Genomic DNA, 20,162 nt, shown 5'->3' on the forward strand with positions numbered 1-20,162 from the left:
CGGTACAGATTCACTCATGGAGATCTGATCAATGGATTCATCGGTTTTCGTCGTGCCCGGTATCGGCAACTCCGGCCCATCCCACTGGCAAAGCGTCTGGCAGTCCGCGCATCCCGATTGGGGGCGACTAGCAGTCGGCAATTGGGACGAGGCGGCATGCGACGCCTGGGTAGCAGCCTTGGATCGGCAGCTTCCCGACAGCGGAGCCGGGACGATCGTCGTGGCGCACAGTCTCGGATGTCTGACGGTAGCCCATTGGGCGGCTCGGTCGGCGCGCGCCATTCGAGGCGCGCTATTGGTCGCCGTGCCCGACCCCGCATCGCCGGCCTTTCCACGAGCGGCCGCGACCGGCTTCGCGCCGTTGCCGTCGTGCCGGTTGCCGTTTCCGACCATCGTCGTGTCGAGCACGAACGATCCGTACGGCAGCGTGGACCATGCACGAGCCTGTGCAGCCGCCTGGGGCAGCGAACTTGTCGAGGTGGGCGCAAAGGGGCATCTCAATGCGGACAGCAATCTAGGCGCTTGGCCTGAAGGTATTGAACTGCTCGAGCAAATCAAGCATCGCTGAGCAAAGCCGACGCTCACGGCATTCGCGGTGCCCGCCGGCAGAGATCCGCGATTCGCGTTACGCTTGGTCACCGCGGCGATACGCTATCGAAGCCAAGCGCCGGATGATCTTCGGAAAATTGCAATGACCGCACAACAGATTCAAATCGATTTCGTCTCCGACGTCGCATGCCCTTGGTGCGCGATCGGACTTTCATCGCTGCAACAGGCGCTCGCACGACTCGAGGGTGAGGTCGATGCGCAAATCGTCATGCATCCGTTCGAGTTGAACCCCTCGATGACGCCCGGCGGCCAAGACGTCGTGCAATACCTCGGCGAAAAATACGGCCGCACACCGGAGCAGATCGCCGAAACCCAAGCGATGATCCGCGAACGAGGTGCGGCCGTGGGTTTCCAGTTCGGCTCGCGCACGCGTGTCTACAACACGTTCGACGCGCATCGGCTGCTGCATTGGGCGGGAATCGAAGGCAAGCAAGTGCCGCTCAAGCAGGCCTTGCTACAGGCCTATCATACGGACGGCAAAGACCCCGCCAATCACGACGTTCTGATCGAAGCCGCGAGCTCGGTCGGCCTCGACGCCGGAGAGGCGCGCGAAGTACTCCAAAGCAATCGATACGCCGACGAGGTTCGCGCCGAAGAGCGGCAGTATCAGGCGATGGGCATTCAGTCGGTGCCGTCGGTCATTTTCAACCAGCGCTACCTCGTCAGCGGCGGACAGCCCCCCGAAGTATTCGAGCAGGCGATCAGACAGATCGTTTCCGAGTCGGCGTAATGCCGCGCCTGCCGATGCCGATTGTATTGAGTTAGGCGAGGCCGCCATCGGTCGACAAGGTAACGGCCTCCCACGTGCGGATCTCGTCGGAGAGCGCCGATAACTTGTCGCGTACCAGTCCAAGCGCGTCGCTGCCCAGCAATAAATGCGCGGGAGGACGCTCGCAATCGATGACGGCAAGCATCGCACGCGCCGCTTTTTGCGGATCGCCCAATTGCTTGCCGCTCTTTTCCTCGCGCGCCTTGCGAATCGGATCGAAGATTTCATCGTAGTCCGCGATCGCTCGCGGCGTCCTCATCATTGACCGCCCTGCCCAATCGGTGCGAAACGAACCCGGCGCCACGGCGGTGACGGCAATGCCGAACGGTTTCACTTCTTTGCCGAGGCTTTCCGAAATCCCTTCCAGCGCGAACTTACTCCCGCAGTAATAGGCGATTCCCGGCATCGTGATGTGGCCGCCCATCGACGTCATGTTCAAGATTCGGCCGCTGCGGCGTTCCCGCATGAACGGAAGAACGGCTTTCATCATCGCGACCGCGCCGAACACGTTGACGTCGAACTGCCGGCGCATTTCCGAGAGCGGCGATTCCTCCATGATGCCCTCGTGGCCGTACCCCGCGTTGTTGACCAACACGTCGATCGGCCCCACGTCCGCTTCGATGCCCGCGACGATGCCGTCGATGGCATCGAAGTCGGTCACATCTAGCACGCGTGCGAACGCGGCGTGTGCAGAGAGCGACTCGAATGCGTCTTTCGCCTGTGCGCTTCTAACGGTCCCGACGACCTTATGCCCCGCCGCCAGCGCCTCGTTGGCAAGCGCTCGGCCGAAGCCGCTGCTGACGCCGGTGATCAGCAAAGTTTTACTCGATGACATCGAAGTTGCTCCGGAATATCGATAGGAGCGTGCATACTAGTCTCATCGGCGAGGTCAAATAAGCCACATTCCCCTGCTTTTCTTGCATAAACCTATGAGTACGAAGCGCACGACGACGGATCGCCCCCTTGGCTCCCCGCGCGGCCCCAAAAGACGGATCGTCGCGCTATTGCGCGAGTTGGCTCCCGAAGAAGGCTACAACCTGACGCCGTTGCCGAGCGTCCGCATCCTCCGCTCGAACCGGGCGCTATCGCGCACCCCGGTGTTATACGACCCCGGCATCGTGATCGTTTGCCAAGGATGCAAACGCGGCTACTTCGGCGATCGACTCTATCTCTACGACGAGCATCACTACTTGGCTGTCTCCGTACCCGTCCCGTTCAGTATGGAAACCGATGCGACGGCCGAGCGCCCCCTGCTCGCCCTGTATCTGCACCTCGACTTTTCGACGGCGGCCGAACTGGCGGCGCAAATCGACGCCGAAGGCGCAACGATATCCGCGCAAGCGCCCCAAAGCATGATGTCGACGCCGATCGACGAGACGATGCAGGGGTCCGTGTTGCGCTTCTTGGAAGCGATGAAGGCGCCTTTAGAGGCGGCGGTACTGGGGCCGAGTCTATTGCGCGAGTTGTATTTCCGCGTGCTTACCGGCCCGCAAGGCGGCGCGATGCGAGAGGCTCTATCGATGCGCGGACAATTCGGGAGGATAGGCAAATCGCTGCGGCTGATCCATGCCGGCTATGCCGGATCGCTCGATGTCGCGCAACTTGCGCAAGAAGCGGGGATGAGCGTGCCGAGTTTCCATAGCCATTTCAAGGCGATCACGCGGGTGTCGCCGATGCAGTACGTGAAGGCGACGCGTTTGCACCAAGCCCGCTTGTTGATGGTGCGCCAGGACCTAACCGCGGAGGCGGCGAGCCAGGCCGTGGGTTATACGAGCCCTTCGCAATTCAGTAGAGAGTTCAAGCGTCTATTCGGCCTGACGCCGGCGGCCGAGGCCAAGCGTATGAGAGACAGCTTTGCGATTCCGGAGGCGTTCGCCGATTCGGCCTTTGTCTCGTCGCATTGACCTCGCGCGTATCGCCAGGGCAGATATGCGTGTGCGTTTAATCCGGCGTGTCCGGTATCTTGTCGCCGATCACATCGAACCACGACGTTCCAATTCCGGAAGCTTGAAGATAGTCAGAAACCACCCAACAACTATACTCCAGGTATCCCGAGCTGAAATATAGCGAAATTTGTTGATTTTTCACCTGCCACGCGACGAGTTGCGAGGAGTTGCTTAGCACTAAATAATTGTCTTCGTCCAGCCCGATTTGGCGAAAATCGGCAGTCAGCGTCTTAGCTTGCGTATCCAACACGAAGTCTATGCGAGGAATCATCCCGTTCACGCCGACCATAAAACGATCGCCATCCCGCGATACATAATTCTGACCCGCAGTTTTGATCCGATAATAATTCGGCTCGACGATCGCGTCTTCCGGCGGCGGGGAATACTGAAGCTGGAATTTATACTGAGTCATTTAAACATCCCCTCTATCTATTGGACCGAGAACCCGGCATCGAACACAACGCTATCGTGGCCGAGGTTCGAAAAGATTCTCTTATCCGTTGTACAAGACGGGGATGGGTCGTCACAAGTTTTTACTGGCCACGATCAGTGAAAATCTAGCGCCGACTGGCCAACGTACTAGCTATTGAGAGTCACGACGCGCTCGCGCCTTTCGAAGGAAAGCTCATCGTTCGCGGGGGCGAGCGCATACGAGTGCTTCACAGCCACCCCGCCGCCTTGAACCGCCACCAAAGAATCACGTCGATCGCGAGCATCGCCGCGAGGCAAACCGGATACCCATAGGCGTAATGCAGCTCGGGAATGCTTTGGAAATTCATTCCGTAGATGCCCGCGATCATCGTCGGCACGGCAAACAGCGCGGCAAACGCACCAAGGCGCTTCGTCACCTCGTTTTCGGCGAGCGAGATCATGCCGAGATTCACCTGAATCGCCGTCACGATCATTTCGCGGCGGCCTTCGATCGTCCGTACGATCCGTTCGAGGTGGTCGTATACGTCGCGGAAATACGCACTCATGCCTACGCACACTTGCGGAATGCGCCCGCCCGTCAACTTGCCGACGCTCTCGAGCAACGGCGCGATATGGTGCTGTAGCGAAACGAGTCTGCGCTTGAGCGAATACAGGTCTTCGATAATGGCGCGCGATGCCGCCAAGTTATGTTTCTCGAAGATACGGTCTTCGATTTCCTCGAGCTTCGCTCCGAGTGCTTGCAGGATCGGGAAATAGCGATCGACGACGCCGTCGATGAGCGCATACAGCACAAAGCCCGCGCCTGCCCTAAGCAAATCGGGCTGCCGCTCGCATCGCGCGCGCACGTCTTGGAAGCCGTGGACCGTTCTATTACGCACCGACAAGACGTAGTTGGGACCGACGAACACATCGACTTCGCCGATCAGCAATTCGTTGTCGTCGTCCATCTCGATCGTATGCAACACCGCGAACAGCGATTCGCCGTACTCCTCGATTTTCGGGTGCTGATGCCCATGGCGAACGTCCTCGACGGCAAGCTCGTGCAACCCGAACTCCTCCTTCATCGTTTCCAGTTCGCCGGGCTCGGGATCCTTGAGCGCGACCCAAACGAAACAGTCGGGTTTGGCGACGTAATCGCTGATTTCGTGAATTTCGATGTCGGCGAGCTTCTTGCCGTCCTGGTAAGCAGCGCAGTTGATCAACATGCTTCGATACCTTCGAGCGAGCGCGGGGGAATCAAGGGTTTGGCCGGACCGGGGCGCCGGGGCAAACGAGCATATTAGCCGACGCCCTTATCGAAGCCGACGAACATGCGCCATTTCGCGCGAAAAACGACCTCGGAGCGAAAGAACGATGAGTAAGTTTTTCGATGCGCGTCACCGCAGTGCCCTGTACGATAGCGCGGCCGGCAAACCGAAAGCGTGCGTCATCGAGAAAAGCTGTGGGCGCACCGCCGGAATAAAAAGGAGAAGCTCCCCGATGAAAACTCCACGTACCCTTTATGGTGCCGCGGCGATGGCGCTATGCGCGGCGCTTCTGCAAGCCTGCGGCGACGGCTCGTCCAATCCCGCATCCGCACAAGCGGTCGCCGCTCGGCAACAGGCCGCTGCAACGCGTTGGACGCCCGTCGCATCCGATACGTGGCAGTGGCAACTTCAGGGCAAGATCAACACGTCGTATGACGTGAAGATCTACGACATCGATTTATTCAACACCGATACGGCGACGATCAAGTCGCTGCAAAACGCGGGACGCAAGGTAGTCTGTTACTTCTCGGCAGGCAGCTCCGAAAACTGGCGGCCCGACTTCAGCGAGTTCAAGGCCAGCGATATGGGCAATCCACTCGATCCGGAATGGGTCGGGGAAAATTGGCTCGACATCCGCTCCGACAATGTCCGCTCGATCATGAAGCAACGTCTCGATCTCGCGGTATCGAAGGGCTGCGACGGCGTCGAGCCCGACAATGTCGACGGCTATACGAACGATCCCGGCTTCCCTTTGAGCGCGCAAGATCAAATCGACTACAACACGTTCCTCGCGAACGAGGCGCATAGCCGCAATCTCGCGGTTGCGCTCAAGAACGACATGGATCAACTCGATCAGCTCGAGCCGCTGTTCGACTTCGCCATCAACGAGGAATGTCATGAACAGAACGAATGTAATTACGGCGCGTTCACCTCGGACAACAAGCCGGTCCTGAACGCGGAGTACGCCCAGAAGTACCACACGGCGAGCGAGCAGAGCGCACTTTGCGCGGCGGCCCATGCGGCGAACCTGCGCACGCTCGTGCTCGCGAAAAAACTCGACGACAGCTATCGGTTTAGCTGCGACGCTTCGTAGACGGCCTTCCGTTTAGGCAACATCGCGCGGCGCGCGCTGCAATATAAGCGGCGCGCGCCATATCTGCGCGAGCAGCACGCCGGCAAGCGCCACGCCACCGCCGATCAGATGGTGCGCATGCAAGTGCTCGCCGAGCACGCCGACAGCGAGCGCCGCCGTGAAGACGGGCAGCAAGTTCATGTAGAGGCTGCAACGGCTCGGCCCGAGGTGCTTGACCCCCTGCATCCAGAAAAACGGAAGCACGACCGATGCGAGGGAGCCGGCGTAGCCGATGAGCGGCAAGCTTGCGCGCGTGGGCAAGACCTCGGCGAGCGGAAGACGCGAAAGCGGAAGCAGCATGAAGACGAGCGCGGCGATCGCTTGGAAATAGGTGGACTGCCAAGACGGCAAGCCAACATGCCAGCGCTTGAGCAACACGCCGTAGAGCGCATAGGCGCTGCTCGCGCACAGCATCAACAAGTCGCCTGCGTGAACGCCTCCGGCGAGTAAGGTCGCAGGATGTCCCGCTGTGATGAGCCACAGCAGCCCCGCGAACGAGAGCAGCCCGCCGGCCACCATGCCCGCCGTCGGGGTCTCGCCGAGCAGCGCCACCGCGAGCAACATCGTCAAGAGCGGCACGAGCGCCGTCATGATCGCCATATTGGCGGCTGTCGTCGTTTTCGCCGCCTCGTACGATAAGCACTGAAACAGCGCCATCGCCAGCAAGCCAAGAAATGCAAGCTTCGGCAATTGCGGCACGATGGCGGCCCGGTTGCGCCAAGCCGCCGCGGGCACGAAGACGCTCATCAATACAACGGCCAGCACGAGGCGCCAAAACGTAATGGCGTACGGATGAATCGTGTGCGCGGACAACCGCGACACCACGACGTTGCCGGACCACAATGCGATGGCGACGATGGGAAAAAGCGCATGGAACGCGCGACGCGGAGCAGTCAAGGGCATGGGGCCTCCAAAAGTACATCCCTGGGTGGATGATTCGATGAGCCACGAGGATGCGGGCCACAGACAAGGTCTGTCTCACGCTAGAATGGCAACGCTTGTCGCAAAACTGCCAACCAAAGCCGAAGCCAAAACCAAAACCGCCTGCCGTCGGACAGCTCGATGAAGCATCTCCCCGCGCCGGACGTGCACCTCCCCTTCGAAGACACGCCGATGCCGGTCGCAGCCCTTGCGGCCGACTATCCGCATGGCGCGTTCGTCGCCACGCACAGCCACCGGCGTGCGCAGTTGCTCTATGCAGTGGAGGGCGTGATGTTGATCGAGGCGCAGGCGGGCCGATGGGTCGTACCGCCCACGCGCGCGGTCTGGCTCGATGCGGGGCTCGAGCACACCGTTCGGATGAGCGGCAACGTACGCATGCGCACCGTGTTCGTCGAACCCGGCGCCGCGCGCGATCTGCCTCGCGGCAATTGCGTGGTGGAAGTGCCGCCGCTCTTAAGGGAATTGATTCTGGATGCCGTGCGCATCCCGCTCGATTACGCGCCCGCAAGCCGCGACGACTTGCTCATGCGTCTGTTGCTGGCCGAACTCACGGTGACGCAGCGCCTCCCGCTCTATCTTCCCTGGCCTACCGATGCGCGTTTGCGCTCGCTATGCGAGGCGATCCTCGACGCGCCCGATGCGCCGCATGAAATCGCCGCTTGGGCACGAACGCTATCGATGGCGGAACGCTCGTTGCATCGCGCGTTTCAGCGCGAAACCGGAATGACGCTCGGGCGGTGGCGACGGCACGCACGTCTTTTCCTAGCGCTCGAACGTCTCGCGCACGGTGAAAAGATCGTCGCCGTCGCGCTCGATCATGGCTACACGAGCCAAAGCGCGTTCGCCGCAATGTTCAAGCGCCATTTCGGCATCGCCCCGTCCGCGTTCTATCGGTGAACCGCATGAAACCGGGGCCGCCGGACGAAGGCAGGTTGGACGCTCCTCTGCTTCACCCAGTACCTTGCATAAAACAATACTGCCTGCTACAGTTCGAACCATGTCAAACCAAGTACCTTGCGATGCATAGCACAGAGCACGGCCGATTCGTTCGACCCCGCGGCACATGAAGACCCAACTGAAAAAAGGCACGCTCGATATGTGCGTCCTGGCCGTTCTTGCGCGCGGCGACAGCTACGCCTACGAGCTCGTCTCCACCCTGTCGAAAACGATGGAGATCAGCGAAGGCACGATTTATCCGCTGATGCGCCGGCTGCAAGCCGAAGCATGGGTATCGACCTACCTCGTCGAATCCACGTCCGGACCGCCGCGCAAGTACTACACGTTGACGGACCTGGGCCGGCGCAGCCTGCAAGAGATGGAAGTGGAATGGCGCGATTTTGTCGACGAAGTGAACAGTGTGCTCGGCTGGCCCGGCATGAAACAAGACGAGAGGGAAGGTCAATGAAGCAGGACGCATTTATCCAGCGGTTGCGGCAAGGCCTGGCCAACCTGCCCAAACAGGAAGTCGAGGAAATCGTCGCCGACTACCGGGAATATATCGGCGATGCGATCGCCGCCGGCCGCAATGAAGAGGAAGTCATCGCCGCGCTCGGCGATCCGGACAAACTGGCACGCGAGATCAAAGCCCAGGCGACCTACCGGCAATGGCAGGCGCGCCGCTCGTTCGGCAATCTCGCTCGCGTCGTCGCGTCGATCGCCGGGCTAGGGTTGCTGAATCTCATTCTGCTCGTACCGTTCATGCTTTACCTGCTGCTGCTGACGGCGGGCTATATGGTGTCGGTCGCATTCGCGCTCGGCGGCCTCGTCGCCGTAGTCGGCATCGGCAGCCATCAACTGTTCGGCTGGCCCGCATCGGATAAGCCCTCCTTGCACATCAGCGCGAACGCGTCGCACGCGGCCTCCGGCGATGACGAAGCCTCCGATCAAGTGCCGAACGTCGATAACGTCAAACTCGACGGTCAACACTTCGTCCTTAAGCTCGACGACGGCAGCGAAGCATCGATCGTCACGCATCATGGCGTCGTCACGCTGAAGAAGGAGGACGGAAAGACGAAGATCGTCGCCGTCGGCAAAGGTGCGGAAACGCTGCTGACCGAGATCGGCGACGGTACTTACCGTATCGCAACGCACGATGTAACCGCGATGACGATCAAGGACAGCGACGGCAAAACGGTATCGGTCGCCCACGAGGGCGATAAAGATTCGGCACTGGTCTGGGACGTCAGCGACGACGAAGGTGCCGATCATGTCCAGTTCCAGCAAGGCGATCACGGTGAAATGGGCCGGCTCGCCGTACGCAGCGGGAAAGAATCGGTCGTCATCGACGCGAACAAGGGCCTCACCGTCAACGACGCCCACGACCGAATCCATATCGTGGCGCCGCTCGGCTGGTCGCTCGGCGCCATCTCGTTCGCCACCGCGCTGGCGATGCTCGTCGGCGGCGTACTCGGACTCATCGCCTGCATCTGGTTGACGCGCTTGACCTGGCTCGCGTTGTCCCGCTACGTGCATCGCCAGATCGCCGCCCTCTCCGCTCGACTCGAGGAACAAGGACAAACATCGTAATACCCGCTTCATGCGGGACCAGCCATCGCCACATTATGGCTGGCCCTTAACTAGTTAGTAGTCCTATACAATTTCACTGACGTTACATCGAAAGAAAGGAATCGCCATGAGCCTGCACTATCTCGCCGATGTCTCCAAAACCGCCCAGCGGCGGCCCGCGCCGGTACCCGCACGTCTCGACGGACTGCAACTCGATGCCATGTTCATCCTCGATTGGCTCGAAACGGGCTGGCGCGCGGTTCGAGCCCAGCCGCTGCTTTGGCTCGGCACGTTCCTCGCCTGCGCCGCATTCGCCGTCGCCTGCAAGCATCTGCCGCTGCTTCGCCCCATGATCGTGCTGATCGCTCCGCTTGTCGTGGGCGGTCTCATGATCGCGCAAGAGCGCGTGCGGATCGGCCGGCCCGCACGGGTAGGCGACATCGTTGCCGCGGTCGCGCATCACTATTACGCCCTGCTCGCGATCGGACTATCCAGCGCGGCACTGATCGTGATCGGGTATGTGCTCTCGGCCATCGTCGTCGACGCATCGGTGCTGAAGTCGTTCGTCACGAGCGGCGCGCATCACCTCTCGATCAGCTACGGCGGCCCCGGCTTGCGCGGCACGATAGCCACGCTCGTCGCGCTGCCGATCTTTACCGTCGCGCTCGCGGCCGCTTGGTTCGCACCCGCGCTCGTCGTATTGCGCGATAGCGCGCCGCTCGACGCAATGGCGGCCAGTTTGCACGGTACCATTCGCAACTGGCGCACCACGCTCATCTACGTCGTGGCCGTGGCCGATGCGGTGTTGCTGGCCCATCAAGTGCCGCTGCTCGCCTCGTCGCTCGTACTGCTTGCGCCGATGCTGCTGACCATCTATGGCGGCTACCGCGATCTGTTCGCGGCGCCTGCCTCGACCCTTAAGCAATGATTCGATTCGACGATCTGACGGTGTTCGTACTCGCGGCCGACAACGGCAATATGTCGGCCGCCGCCCGCTTGCTCAACATCGCCCCCGCCGTGGCGAGCGCCGCCATCAAGCGCCTCGAGGCCGAACTCGGCGTACGCCTGTTCGCGCGCTCCACGCGCAGCCTGCGACTGACCTCCGACGGCGCGCGCTATGTCGAATTCGCCCGCAACGCACTCGCCGAGTTGCGCGCCGGACATGATGCACTCATGCAAGAAAGGGAGGCGCTACACGGGACGCTGACAATATCGATCCCGTCCGACCTCGGGCGCAACGTCTTGACGGATTGGCTCGATGTATTCATGGTGCAACATCCCGCGCTCGCGCTGAACGTGCGAATCGGCGATATGCGCGTGGATATGTTCCGGCAACCCGTCGATGCCGCCGTTCGTTACGGTGTGCCCGACGATTCGACGCTCGTCGCCGCGCCGCTCGCGCCCGACAATCGGCGCGTCTTGTGCGCGTCGCCCGCCTATTTCGCGCGCCACGGCAAGCCGGCTTCGCTCGAGGAGCTGTTTGGACACAACTGCCTGCGCCTGGCGCTCAGCGAAGCGATGCACGATCGTTGGACGTTCGAAAAGAACGGCGACGAACGGGTGATCAAAGTGACGGGAAACCGGATCAGCGACGACGGCGAACTCGTACGCCGCTGGGCGGTGGCGGGACAAGGGCTCGCCTACAAATCGCGCCTCGATGTGCTGGCGGATTTACGGGCGGGACGCCTCGAGACGGCGCTCGACGACTGGCTCGGCGAGCGTGCGCCCGTCAACCTCGTCAGCACGCACCGGCTAGCACTCACGCCGGCGCTTAGCCGCTTGCGCGATTTTCTACAGGAACGAATGCGGGCGTACGTGGCGCAAAGCGAGGCGGACTAGCCGCCTTGCCTCGTTCGGATGCGCGACACGGCGCGCATCGGGCTCACCTATTGCAGATTCGCCTGCATCTCGTTCGAGACGATGTACTTCAATACATCGTCCGTGCGCCCGCTCGAGACGAGCTGTTCCGCCGTCTTGTACTCGAATTCCGACAACGGCTCATTGCGATACCAAAAGAGCGCTTGCTTCACGCAGCCTTGAATATCGGTAGCCGCACGAATGACGCGCAGCGCCTCGCGCAAGAAACGCTGCACGCTCTCCGAGGCCGGCGTCCGGCTCAGCGTATTGCGGTGCACGCCCGCCTGCCGCGCCAATGTCTGCATGTCGATATGCAGCGCCTCCGAAAAACGCCGCGCCGATACGATCGGCGCCGCGAACGCGGGATCCCGCAGCGAACTCATGAATTGTTCGAAGCTCTCGCCTTGCGCGATATCCTCCACTACGACCGTCGAGTTCATCTCTTGTACCTCGCATCCTTCATGCACACGCGGTGCACGAACACGGCAGCGATCGAGCGCTGAACCACGGCGCCTGCCGCCCTGTCGATTCGAAACGCGCCGCCCCATCAAGCCTCATGCCCGATGCGGCGGCGCACTGCTTCACTCAATCACCGCATCATTGCTTCGCCACCTGCTGCGCATCGGCCGCCTTCATGTCACCCCAGCCGCCGCCAAGCGCGCGGATTAGGTTGACCGTCGCCACGGCCTGCGATCCCGCCAACTGGCTCGCCTGACGTTGCGCTTGCAGCGTCGTGCGTTGGCTGTCGAGTACGTCGAGGTAGTTCACCTCGCCTTCGCGGTATTGCGCTTCAGACAGATGCTGTGCCCGCGCGGCCGCATTCACGGCATCGTTTTGGGCGCGAATCTGATCGTCGAGCAATCGAAGGTCCGACAAACTATCCTCAACCTCGCGGAACGCGGTCAGAACCTGCGAGCGATAGTTCGCCACCTGTTCGTCGTACTGCGCGCGCGCCTGCGCGAGTTCGGCCTTGCGCCGGCCGCCGTCGAAGATCGGCAGCGTAAGCGCCGTCCCGGCGAACGGCCCGAGCAAGAACGTCCGGCTCGACCATTGGAACAACTGGCTCAAACCCGACGACTCGTAGCCGAAGGCCCCCGTCACGTTCAGTTGCGGGAAAAACGCCGACTTCGCCAAGCCCACGCGCGCATTGGCCGCCGCCATCGCACGCTCCGCCGCCGAGATGTCCGGACGGCGTTCGAGCAACCCGGAGGGCAAGCCCGCCGGTACGCGTGCGAGCACGGGCTCGAGCGGCTGCTGCGGGAAGGAGAACTCGGCGGGCGGCTTGCCGAGCAGCACCGCCAGCGCATGCTCGGCCGCGGCACGCTGGCGCTCGACGCCGGCGGCTTCCGAGCGCGCGGTCGCGAGCGAATTGGTAGCTTGCTGAAGATCGAGCTCGCTGACTTCGCCCGCATCGTAACGATGCTTGACGAGCTTGAGCCCCTCTTCGCGCGATGCCACCGTCTTGCGATACAGATCCTGCTCCGTATCGAGTTCGCGCAGCGAGAAGTAGTTCGACGCCACGTCCCCTTGCAGCGCGAGCTGTACGGAACGGAACAACGCTTCTTGCTGCTGCGAATCCGCACGTGTGGCCGCGACGTTATCGCTGACACGGCCGAACAGCGGCGCCTCGTAAGAGGCCGTCGCCTGGGCGCGCCAGAGCGTCATCGGCGGCACGTACGCGTTTTGCGGCAGCGATTGTGAAGCGGGCGACACCCGCTCGCGCGTCGGGCCGAAGCCCGCGTCGAGTTCCGGGAACCAAGCCGAGCGTGCGGCATTGAGCGAAGCACGCGACTCGCGCACGCGCGCCGCAGCCGCCTTCAGGCTTTGGTTTTCCGCGAGCGCTTGGTCTTCGAGCTTGTTCAACGTCTCATCGCCGAAGACCGTCCACCATTGGCCGCGCTCCAAGACTTCCGAAGGCTGCGCGCTCTTCCAGGTCCCCGCTTCCGAGGCCGGAAGCGGCGCTTCCTTGAACGCGGCAGGCGTATCGACATCGGGCCGCTTGTAGGTCGGCCCCATGGAGCACGCGGCAACCAGCGTCATCAACAACCCGCCGGCCAACGCTCGCTGTGCAAGGCGCGAGGCGCCGGCAACCGAATCAAACCGTTTCATCTTCATGTTTCTCCTGGCCTCAAGCATCCGTCAACTCGGGCTCGAGGTCCGATTCCTTATGCGAGTCCTTGCCCGCCACATGGATCTTGCCGCCGGCCAGCGTACGCAGCACCACATAGAACACCGGCGTCAGCATGAGGCCGAACAGCGTCACGCCCAGCATCCCGAAGAACACCGCGATACCCATCGCATGGCGCATTTCCGAGCCCGCGCCCGTCGACAACACCAGCGGCACCACGCCCATGATGAACGCGATCGACGTCATCAAGATCGGGCGCAGCCGCAGCCGGCTCGCTTCGATCGCCGCGGCAACGGGCGTACGTCCGTCATGCTCGAGTTCGCGGGCGAATTCGACGATCAGAATCGCGTTCTTCGACGCCAAGCCCACCAGCACCATCAAGCCGATCTGCGTGAAGATGTTGTTGTCGCTGTGCAGCAGCCACACACCGGTCAGCGCGGACAGCACGCTCATCGGCACGATCAAGATGACGGCGAGCGGCAGCGTCAAGCTCTCGTACAGCGCGGCGAGCACGAGGAACACGAGCAGCACGCTGATCGGGAACACCCAGATCGCCGAGTTGCCGGCCAGCACTTGCTGATAGGTCAAGTCGGTCCACTCGAACTTCACCCCGCGCGGCAACGCTTCCTTCGCGATACGCTCGATCGCCGCCTGCGCCTGACCCGACGAGTAACCGGGGGCCGGCCCGCCGTTGATGTCGGCCGCCGTATAACCGTTGTAGCGGACCACCATTTCAGGGCCGAACGTCGGCGACACCGTCACGAGCGAGGACAACGGCACCATATCGCCCGACGCATTGCGCGTCTTCAACTGCAAGATGTCGTCCGGATGTGCGCGGAACGGCGCGTCCGCCTGCACGCGCACTTGATAGACGCGTCCGAAGCGGTTGAAGTCGTTCACGTACAGCGAGCCGAGGTAGATCTGCATCGTGTTGAAGACGTCCGTGACCGACACGCCGAGCTGCTTCGCCTTCACGCGATCGAGATCGACGTTGAGCTGCGGCACGTTGATCTGATAGCTCGTGAACAGCGGGCCGAGCTCGGGCGCCTGTTGCGCACGCTTGATGAACGCCTGCGTCGCCCCGTCGAGTTGCGCGTAGCCGAGCGCGCCGCGATCCTCGAGTTGCAGCTTGAAGCCGCCCAGCGTCCCGAGACCCAGCACCGGCGGCGGCGGGAACACCGCGACGAACGCGCCCTTGATGCTCCCGTATTGCTGATTGAGCGCCCCGGCGATCGCACCGGCCGACAGCGCCTTCGAACCGCGGTCCTTGAACGGCTTGAGCGTGACGAACACGATGCCCGCGCTCGAGCTGTTCGTGAAGCCGTTCACCGACAAGCCGGGGAACGCCACCGCGTGCTCGACGCCCGGTTGCTTCATCGCGATCTCGCCCATATCGCGAATCACTTGCTCGCTGCGATCGAGCGTCGCGCCGTTCGGCAGCTGGGCAAACGCGATCAGGTACTCCTTGTCCTGCGCCGGCACGAACCCGCCCGGCACGATGTGCGTCACGAGCAGCGTCGCTCCGAGCAGCACTGCATAGACGATGAGCATCAGCGATTTGCGGCCGAGCACGCTCGTCACGCCGCGACCGTACGACTGCGAGCCGCGCTTGAAAACCTTGTTGAACTGATGGAAGAAGCCGCCGAATACACGATCCATCGCACGCGTGAGCCAATCTTTCGGGGCGTCGTGCCCGCGCAGCAAGATCGCGCAAAGCGCCGGCGAAAGCGTCAGCGAGTTGAACGCCGAGATCACCGTCGAGATCGCGATCGTCATCGCGAACTGCTTATAGAACTGGCCCGTCAGCCCGCTCATGAACGCAAGCGGCACGAACACGGCGACGAGCGTCAGCGCGATCGCGATAATCGGTCCGCTCACCTCGCGCATCGCTCGGTAAGTGGCCGCTCTCGCGGTCAACCCGGCCGAGATGTTGCGCTCGACGTTTTCCACGACGACGATCGCATCGTCGACGACGATCCCGATCGCCAGCACCATCCCGAAGAGCGAGAGCGCGTTGATCGAAAAGCCGAACGCCAGCAACAGCGAGAACGTCCCGACGATCGACACGGGCACCGCGACGAGCGGAATGATCGAAGCACGCCACGTCTGCAAGAACACGATCACCACGACCACGACGAGCGCGATCGCTTCCAGCAGCGTATGGATCACGGCCTCGATACTCGAGCGCACGAACTGCGTCGGGTCATAGACGATGCTGTAATCGACGCCGGCCGGGAAATCCTTCTTCAAATCGGCCATGTCCCGGCGAACCTGATCCGAAATCGCGAGCGAGTTCGCACCCGGTTGCTGGTTGATCGCGAGCGCCACGGCCGGCTTATTGTCCAGCAACGAACGCAGGCCGTATTCCGACGCGGCGAGTTCGACACGCGCGATGTCGCGCAGATACGTCACGGCGCCGTCGGGCGCGGTCTTGACGACGATCGCACCGAACTGCTCGGTCGTCTGCAAACGACCGCGCGCGTTGACCGACAGTTGCAGCGGCACGCCCGGCAGCGACGGCGAGCCACCGATCACGCCGGCCGCCACTTGCACGTTTTGCTCGCGAATGGCGTTCACGACGTCGGTTGCCGCCAAGTTACGTTGCGCAAGCTTGTTCGGATCGAGCCAAACACGCATCGCGTAATCGCCCGAACCCCACAACTGCACTTCGCCGACGCCCGAGATCCGCTCCAGACGATCCTTGACGTTGAGCAGCGCATAGTTGCGCAGATACGTCATGTCGTAGCGGTTGTCCGGCGAGATCAAGTGCACGACCATCGTCAGCGTGGGCGAGCTCTTGATCGTCGTCACGCCCAAGCGCTGGACGTCGTCGGGCAGACGCGGCATCGCTTGCGAGACGCGGTTCTGCACGAGTTGCTGCGCCTTGTCCGGATCGGTGCCGAGCTTGAACGTGACGGTCAGCGTCATGTTGCCGTCGCTGTTCGCCTGAGCCTGCATATAGAGCATGTTCTCGACGCCGTTGATCTGCTCTTCGAGCGGCGAGGCCACGGTCTCCGCGATCACCTTCGGGTTCGCGCCCGGATACTGCGCGTGCACGACGACCGACGGCGGCACGACTTCGGGGTACTCGGAGATCGGCAACTGGAACAGCGCGATCACGCCGGCCAGCAGGATCAAGACCGAGAGCACCCCCGCGAAAATAGGTCGGTCGATAAAAAATTTGGATATGTTCATATGGCTATCTGAGTCACGTATCTCAGGAATTCTTCGCTTCGCCCGCCTGACCTGCATCGGCACTGGCGTTACCGTTGTTGCCGCCTGCCGGGTCATCGGTCATCGGCACCATGTGCGCCCGTACCGTCGAGCCCGGACGCACGCGCTGGATACCGTTCACGACGATGCGGTCGGTTTCGGCGAGACCCGCCGTGATGACGCGCAAATTGCCGTGCTCGGCGCCGAGCTTCACTTCGCGGTAGGCCACGTGCCCTTGTTGGTCGACGACGAGCACGAACTTTTTGTCTTGATCGGTACCGATCGCGGCTTCGTCGATCAACAGCGCGCTGTGCGGCTCGCCGCCGCCCACCTTCACGCGTGCGTACAAGCCCGGCACGAGCGTGCCGTCGCCGTTGTCGAAGCGTGCGCGCACGCGGATCGTGCCCGACGACGTATCGAGCCGGTTGTCGACCGAGGCGATCGTGCCTTTGCGCGAGTAGCCGGTTTCGTCGGCGAGGCCGAGATCGACGGGCACGTTCGCGCCGTTGCGCGCGCGGCCGATGTACTTGAGGTACGTCTGCTCATCGACGTCGAACGACGCGTAGATCGGCGAGACCGAGACGAGCGTCGTCAACGGCGCGGCGCTCGCCCCGGCCGACACGACGTTGCCCACCGTGATCTCGGCGCGCGAGACGCGCCCCGCGACCGGCGCGACGATCGTCGTATAGCCCAAGTTGATCTGCGCCGTTTCGAGCGCGGCCTGGGCCGCCTTTACGTCGGCAGCGGCCTGCAACGCGGAGTTTTGCTTTTCGTCGTAGTCGCGCTTGGCGATTGCGTTGTCCGTCATCAAGCGCTGCGCGCGTTGCCAATCGGTTTGCGCGTAGCCGTTGCGCGCCTGCGCGGAGGCGAGCTGGGCTTTCGCGCGATCGACTTCGGCCGCGTACGGACGCGGATCGATGACGAACAGCGTCTGCCCCTTCTTGACGAGCGCGCCGTCCTTGAAGTCGACCGCGACGATCGTGCCGGAGACCTGCGGACGCACGTCCACCTTATCGACGGCCTCGAGCCGGCCCGAGTACGTCTGCCAATCGGTGACGGTCCGGTTGAGCACATTGGCGACATCGACCTCCGGTTCCATCGGCGCCGCTTGCGCCGGCGCGCTCGCATTCACGCGAATCGCGCTCACCGCGCCGATGCCGGCAACCGCTGCGACGGCAAGGACCGCGTAGGCGATGCGTTTACGAGGAAGAGGTTTCTTGGACATTGTCGAGGCTCCGGGGTGTGATGACTGTGATGACTTGTTGTATGACGTTCGAGCTCAGCCTGCCGTTACAGCATGCGGTTGAAGATGGCGCTCGAAAAAACGAACGGCGTCTTGCAAAGCTTGCGGATCGTACGCGATTCGCTCATGCGTCGCATTTGAATAGCGCATGACCTGCGTCGGCACGCCCGCGCCGATCAAGCGGGCGGCGTAGGTTTCCGCTTCCACGTGCAAGACGTCGTTGCGCGCCGTTGCGATGAACGCGGGCGGCAAACCCGCGAGCCGCGCCGATTCGAGCGGCGCCGCGTACGGATGCATCCGCTGCGAAGCCTGGGGCAGATAAGCCTTGTAGCTCGCTAAACACTGCCGTGGCGAGATGTCGGAATCGACCTCGCGCTCGTGCGCAAGGCACGTCATGCTTGGATCGAGCATCGGACTAAACAAAGCGAGCGCGCCGATCCTAACGTCGCCGCGATCGCGGGCGATGAACGAGAGCCCATTGGCCACGTGACCGCCCGCGCAATGACCGGCCGCGAACAGGCGCTTGCCGTCCGCACCGATCGACTTGCCCGCCGCCAGGGCCCAGCGAGCCGAGCGATACGCGTCTTCCAGCGCGGCCGGAAACGGATGCTTAGGCGCGAGCGAATAACCCACGGAGACGACCAATACAGGTAAATGCTCCGCGAAATGTCTCGCGGCGAATTCGGCGTCGTCGAGCGATCCCCCGACAAAAGCCCCGCCATGGAAATAAAGCATGACGGGCAACGAGCCTACGCCGGCACGGCGATAAAGCCGTACCTGAATATTGCTCTCATAGCCTGCGATCTGAGCTTGGTCGACCTGAAGCGGCGGTTCGTCCCAGGGCGATCCCGCCGACAGACCACGGGAATGCGTAGTTGGCATGTTTGAAACGCGCAATGCGCGGCAGTTTCACGATGCCCGAATTGTGTGTTCGGCAGAGTTGCGGATAAATGCCTATAATCCGGCAACACAATTCACCGCGCCCGAACAATGGATCCCATTAGATGGGATTGCCTCGGGATGGCGCACTAGCGCACAAAAGCGGGGAACATTGATTCTTCAGTTGGAGAACGAAGATGGATCGCCTTCAGGCCATGCAGGTGTTCACGCGTGTGGTCGATACGAACAGTTTCACGAAAGCTGCTGAAACGCTCGATCTCCCGCGTGCGTCGGTCACGACGATCATCCAAAATCTCGAGTCGTACCTCGGTGTGCGGCTCATGCACCGCACGACGCGCCGGTTGAGCTTGACGCCGGACGGCGCCGCTTATTACGAGCGCTGCGTGCGTATCTTAGCGGACGTCGACGAAACGGAGAGCAGTCTGCAAAACGGCAGCAAGAAGCCGCGCGGGAAATTGCGCGTCGACATGCCGGGCTCGATCGGCCGCACGCTCGTCATTCCATCGTTGTGCGAATTCCATACGCGCTACCCGGATATCGATTTGCAGCTCGGCTTCTCCGATCGGCCCGTCGATCTGCTGCAAGAGGGCGTCGATTGCGTGATTCGCGTGGGCGCGCTGCAAGATTCGTCGCTCGTCGCGCGCCGCATCGGCTTGTTCGAATGCGTGACCTGCGCCTCGCCCGAATATCTCGCGCGCGCGGGGGAGCCTCGCTCGCTCGAGGAACTGAGCCAATATCAAGCCGTCAATTACTTCTCGAGTAGAACGGGCCGCATCATGGATTGGTCGTTCCTCGTGAACGGCGAGGAAGTCGAGGTGAAGATGCCCGGCTCGGTATCCGTCAACGATGCCGATGCCTATCTGACCTGCGCGATCGAAAGCTTCGGTCTGATCCAAGCGCCGCTCTATATGGCGCTGCCGCATCTGCGCTCGGGCGCGCTCAAAGAAGTGCTGCCCGAGTGGAAGCCGTTGCCGATGCCGATATCCACCGTGTATCCGCACAGCCGTCATCTGTCGCCGAAGGTGCGCGTATTCGTCGACTGGGTGGCCGAGGTATTCGACCGCTGCCCGCTGCTGAGCGGCCGCCAAAGCCTCGACGCCGTATGTAGCAAGCGCACGCCCGAAGAGCGCGAAAGCGCCCCGGCGCTCGATACGCCCGTCCTCACGGAGTGGGTCGTCTGACCTCCTCGGCGGAACGTCGAACGTCGATTGTTCCGCCGATCCGACAAATTATTTCGCA

General features: G+C 62.2%; 19 protein-coding genes. 10 read left to right on the forward strand and 9 right to left on the reverse strand.

Annotated features, from left to right (window positions below):
• Positions 1 to 31 precede the first annotated feature (31 nt).
• Both AB1286_RS28555 and AB1286_RS28560 read left to right on the forward strand, forming a co-directional pair.
• A complete protein-coding gene (locus AB1286_RS28555) occupies positions 32 to 568 on the forward strand; it encodes an RBBP9/YdeN family alpha/beta hydrolase (RefSeq protein ID WP_430366556.1) in 537 nt (178 codons plus the stop codon).
• 123 nt (positions 569 to 691) lie between these two features.
• The gene (locus tag AB1286_RS28560; protein ID WP_430366557.1) at positions 692 to 1,339 is read left to right on the forward strand and encodes a DsbA family oxidoreductase; all 648 of its coding nucleotides are present in this window, start codon (positions 692 to 694) and stop codon (positions 1,337 to 1,339) included.
• 31 nt (positions 1,340 to 1,370) lie between these two features.
• On the opposite strand, the gene AB1286_RS28565 is transcribed toward AB1286_RS28560, so the two are convergent.
• A complete protein-coding gene (locus AB1286_RS28565; RefSeq protein WP_430366558.1) occupies positions 1,371 to 2,213 on the reverse strand; it encodes an oxidoreductase in 843 nt (280 codons plus the stop codon).
• 94 nt (positions 2,214 to 2,307) lie between these two features.
• Here AB1286_RS28565 and AB1286_RS28570 point away from each other — a divergent pair, with 94 nt between their 5' ends.
• Entirely contained in the window at positions 2,308 to 3,282 is a 975-nt protein-coding gene (locus AB1286_RS28570) for an AraC family transcriptional regulator (protein WP_430366559.1), read from the forward strand.
• A 37-nt stretch (positions 3,283 to 3,319) separates the two neighbouring features.
• Here the strand turns inward: AB1286_RS28570 and AB1286_RS28575 are convergent, their stop codons facing one another.
• Positions 3,320 to 3,736 carry a hypothetical protein gene (locus AB1286_RS28575; RefSeq protein WP_430366560.1) on the reverse strand — a complete coding sequence of 139 codons (417 nt, stop codon included), beginning with the start codon at positions 3,734 to 3,736 and terminating at the stop codon, positions 3,320 to 3,322.
• A 247-nt stretch (positions 3,737 to 3,983) separates the two neighbouring features.
• Positions 3,984 to 4,961 (reverse strand): magnesium/cobalt transporter CorA, encoded by a 978-nt coding sequence (gene corA, locus AB1286_RS28580; protein WP_430366561.1) that lies wholly within the window; start codon positions 4,959 to 4,961, stop codon positions 3,984 to 3,986.
• 274 nt (positions 4,962 to 5,235) lie between these two features.
• On the opposite strand from corA, the gene AB1286_RS28585 reads away from it, so the two are divergent.
• On the forward strand, positions 5,236 to 6,096 hold the full coding sequence (locus AB1286_RS28585; RefSeq protein WP_430366562.1) for an endo alpha-1,4 polygalactosaminidase: 861 nt from the start codon (positions 5,236 to 5,238) through the stop codon (positions 6,094 to 6,096).
• 12 nt (positions 6,097 to 6,108) lie between these two features.
• Here AB1286_RS28585 and AB1286_RS28590 read toward each other — a convergent pair whose 3' ends face one another.
• A complete protein-coding gene (locus AB1286_RS28590; RefSeq protein WP_430366563.1) occupies positions 6,109 to 7,038 on the reverse strand; it encodes a DMT family transporter in 930 nt (309 codons plus the stop codon).
• 159 nt (positions 7,039 to 7,197) lie between these two features.
• Between AB1286_RS28590 and AB1286_RS28595 the strand changes: the two genes are divergently transcribed.
• The 5 genes from AB1286_RS28595 (at position 7,198) to AB1286_RS28615 (ending at position 11,421) form a co-directional block, all read left to right on the forward strand.
• Positions 7,198 to 7,974 (forward strand): AraC family transcriptional regulator, encoded by a 777-nt coding sequence (locus tag AB1286_RS28595; RefSeq protein WP_430366564.1) that lies wholly within the window; start codon positions 7,198 to 7,200, stop codon positions 7,972 to 7,974.
• Positions 7,975 to 8,140: 166 nt separating this feature from the next.
• Positions 8,141 to 8,482 (forward strand): PadR family transcriptional regulator, encoded by a 342-nt coding sequence (locus AB1286_RS28600; protein ID WP_430366565.1) that lies wholly within the window; start codon positions 8,141 to 8,143, stop codon positions 8,480 to 8,482.
• A complete protein-coding gene (locus AB1286_RS28605; protein ID WP_430366566.1) occupies positions 8,479 to 9,603 on the forward strand; it encodes a DUF1700 domain-containing protein in 1,125 nt (374 codons plus the stop codon). The genes AB1286_RS28600 and AB1286_RS28605 overlap by 4 nt, the downstream gene beginning before the upstream one ends.
• Before the next feature lie 106 nt (positions 9,604 to 9,709).
• Positions 9,710 to 10,510: a BPSS1780 family membrane protein gene (locus AB1286_RS28610; RefSeq protein WP_430366567.1), complete on the forward strand. Its 801-nt coding sequence runs from the start codon at positions 9,710 to 9,712 to the stop codon at positions 10,508 to 10,510.
• The gene (locus AB1286_RS28615) at positions 10,507 to 11,421 is read left to right on the forward strand and encodes a LysR family transcriptional regulator (protein WP_430366568.1); all 915 of its coding nucleotides are present in this window, start codon (positions 10,507 to 10,509) and stop codon (positions 11,419 to 11,421) included. Before AB1286_RS28610 ends, AB1286_RS28615 begins: the two co-directional genes overlap by 4 nt.
• 47 nt (positions 11,422 to 11,468) lie before the next feature.
• Here AB1286_RS28615 and AB1286_RS28620 read toward each other — a convergent pair whose 3' ends face one another.
• The 5 genes from AB1286_RS28620 to AB1286_RS28640 form a co-directional block, all read right to left on the reverse strand.
• Positions 11,469 to 11,879, reverse strand: a complete 411-nt coding sequence (locus tag AB1286_RS28620; protein WP_430366569.1) for a DUF2384 domain-containing protein — start codon at positions 11,877 to 11,879, stop codon at positions 11,469 to 11,471.
• Between the two features lie 157 nt (positions 11,880 to 12,036).
• Complete coding sequence (locus AB1286_RS28625; RefSeq protein WP_430366570.1) at positions 12,037 to 13,548, reverse strand: efflux transporter outer membrane subunit; 1,512 nt, start codon at positions 13,546 to 13,548, stop codon at positions 12,037 to 12,039.
• 19 nt (positions 13,549 to 13,567) lie between these two features.
• Positions 13,568 to 16,762, reverse strand: coding sequence for an efflux RND transporter permease subunit (locus AB1286_RS28630; protein ID WP_430366571.1), 3,195 nt, complete (start codon positions 16,760 to 16,762; stop codon positions 13,568 to 13,570).
• Positions 16,763 to 16,784: 22 nt separating this feature from the next.
• On the reverse strand, positions 16,785 to 18,005 hold the full coding sequence (locus AB1286_RS28635; RefSeq protein WP_430366572.1) for an efflux RND transporter periplasmic adaptor subunit: 1,221 nt from the start codon (positions 18,003 to 18,005) through the stop codon (positions 16,785 to 16,787).
• A gap of 54 nt (positions 18,006 to 18,059) precedes the next feature.
• Complete coding sequence (locus AB1286_RS28640; protein WP_430366573.1) at positions 18,060 to 18,905, reverse strand: alpha/beta hydrolase; 846 nt, start codon at positions 18,903 to 18,905, stop codon at positions 18,060 to 18,062.
• Between the two features lie 194 nt (positions 18,906 to 19,099).
• On the opposite strand from AB1286_RS28640, the gene AB1286_RS28645 reads away from it, so the two are divergent.
• A complete protein-coding gene (locus AB1286_RS28645) occupies positions 19,100 to 20,104 on the forward strand; it encodes a LysR family transcriptional regulator (protein ID WP_430366574.1) in 1,005 nt (334 codons plus the stop codon).
• Positions 20,105 to 20,162: the final 58 nt, after the last annotated feature.

The sequence above is a fragment of the Trinickia sp. NRRL B-1857 genome (assembly GCF_050470685.1).
Classification (GTDB): domain Bacteria; phylum Pseudomonadota; class Gammaproteobacteria; order Burkholderiales; family Burkholderiaceae; genus Trinickia.

What these genes read in the sequence shown, in the direction of transcription:
- AB1286_RS28555 (WP_430366556.1), top strand. Translation starts at nt 32, where the DNA reads ATGGATTCATCGGTTTTCGTCGTGCCCGGTATCGGCAACTCCGGCCCA.
- AB1286_RS28560 (WP_430366557.1), top strand. Translation starts at nt 692, where the DNA reads ATGACCGCACAACAGATTCAAATCGATTTCGTCTCCGACGTCGCATGC.
- AB1286_RS28565 (WP_430366558.1), bottom strand. Translation starts at nt 2,213, where the DNA reads ATGTCATCGAGTAAAACTTTGCTGATCACCGGCGTCAGCAGCGGCTTC.
- AB1286_RS28570 (WP_430366559.1), top strand. Translation starts at nt 2,308, where the DNA reads ATGAGTACGAAGCGCACGACGACGGATCGCCCCCTTGGCTCCCCGCGC.
- AB1286_RS28575 (WP_430366560.1), bottom strand. Translation starts at nt 3,736, where the DNA reads ATGACTCAGTATAAATTCCAGCTTCAGTATTCCCCGCCGCCGGAAGAC.
- corA (WP_430366561.1), bottom strand. Translation starts at nt 4,961, where the DNA reads ATGTTGATCAACTGCGCTGCTTACCAGGACGGCAAGAAGCTCGCCGAC.
- AB1286_RS28585 (WP_430366562.1), top strand. Translation starts at nt 5,236, where the DNA reads ATGAAAACTCCACGTACCCTTTATGGTGCCGCGGCGATGGCGCTATGC.
- AB1286_RS28590 (WP_430366563.1), bottom strand. Translation starts at nt 7,038, where the DNA reads ATGCCCTTGACTGCTCCGCGTCGCGCGTTCCATGCGCTTTTTCCCATC.
- AB1286_RS28595 (WP_430366564.1), top strand. Translation starts at nt 7,198, where the DNA reads ATGAAGCATCTCCCCGCGCCGGACGTGCACCTCCCCTTCGAAGACACG.
- AB1286_RS28600 (WP_430366565.1), top strand. Translation starts at nt 8,141, where the DNA reads ATGAAGACCCAACTGAAAAAAGGCACGCTCGATATGTGCGTCCTGGCC.
- AB1286_RS28605 (WP_430366566.1), top strand. Translation starts at nt 8,479, where the DNA reads ATGAAGCAGGACGCATTTATCCAGCGGTTGCGGCAAGGCCTGGCCAAC.
- AB1286_RS28610 (WP_430366567.1), top strand. Translation starts at nt 9,710, where the DNA reads ATGAGCCTGCACTATCTCGCCGATGTCTCCAAAACCGCCCAGCGGCGG.
- AB1286_RS28615 (WP_430366568.1), top strand. Translation starts at nt 10,507, where the DNA reads ATGATTCGATTCGACGATCTGACGGTGTTCGTACTCGCGGCCGACAAC.
- AB1286_RS28620 (WP_430366569.1), bottom strand. Translation starts at nt 11,879, where the DNA reads ATGAACTCGACGGTCGTAGTGGAGGATATCGCGCAAGGCGAGAGCTTC.
- AB1286_RS28625 (WP_430366570.1), bottom strand. Translation starts at nt 13,548, where the DNA reads ATGAAACGGTTTGATTCGGTTGCCGGCGCCTCGCGCCTTGCACAGCGA.
- AB1286_RS28630 (WP_430366571.1), bottom strand. Translation starts at nt 16,762, where the DNA reads ATGAACATATCCAAATTTTTTATCGACCGACCTATTTTCGCGGGGGTG.
- AB1286_RS28635 (WP_430366572.1), bottom strand. Translation starts at nt 18,005, where the DNA reads ATGTCCAAGAAACCTCTTCCTCGTAAACGCATCGCCTACGCGGTCCTT.
- AB1286_RS28640 (WP_430366573.1), bottom strand. Translation starts at nt 18,905, where the DNA reads ATGCCAACTACGCATTCCCGTGGTCTGTCGGCGGGATCGCCCTGGGAC.
- AB1286_RS28645 (WP_430366574.1), top strand. Translation starts at nt 19,100, where the DNA reads ATGGATCGCCTTCAGGCCATGCAGGTGTTCACGCGTGTGGTCGATACG.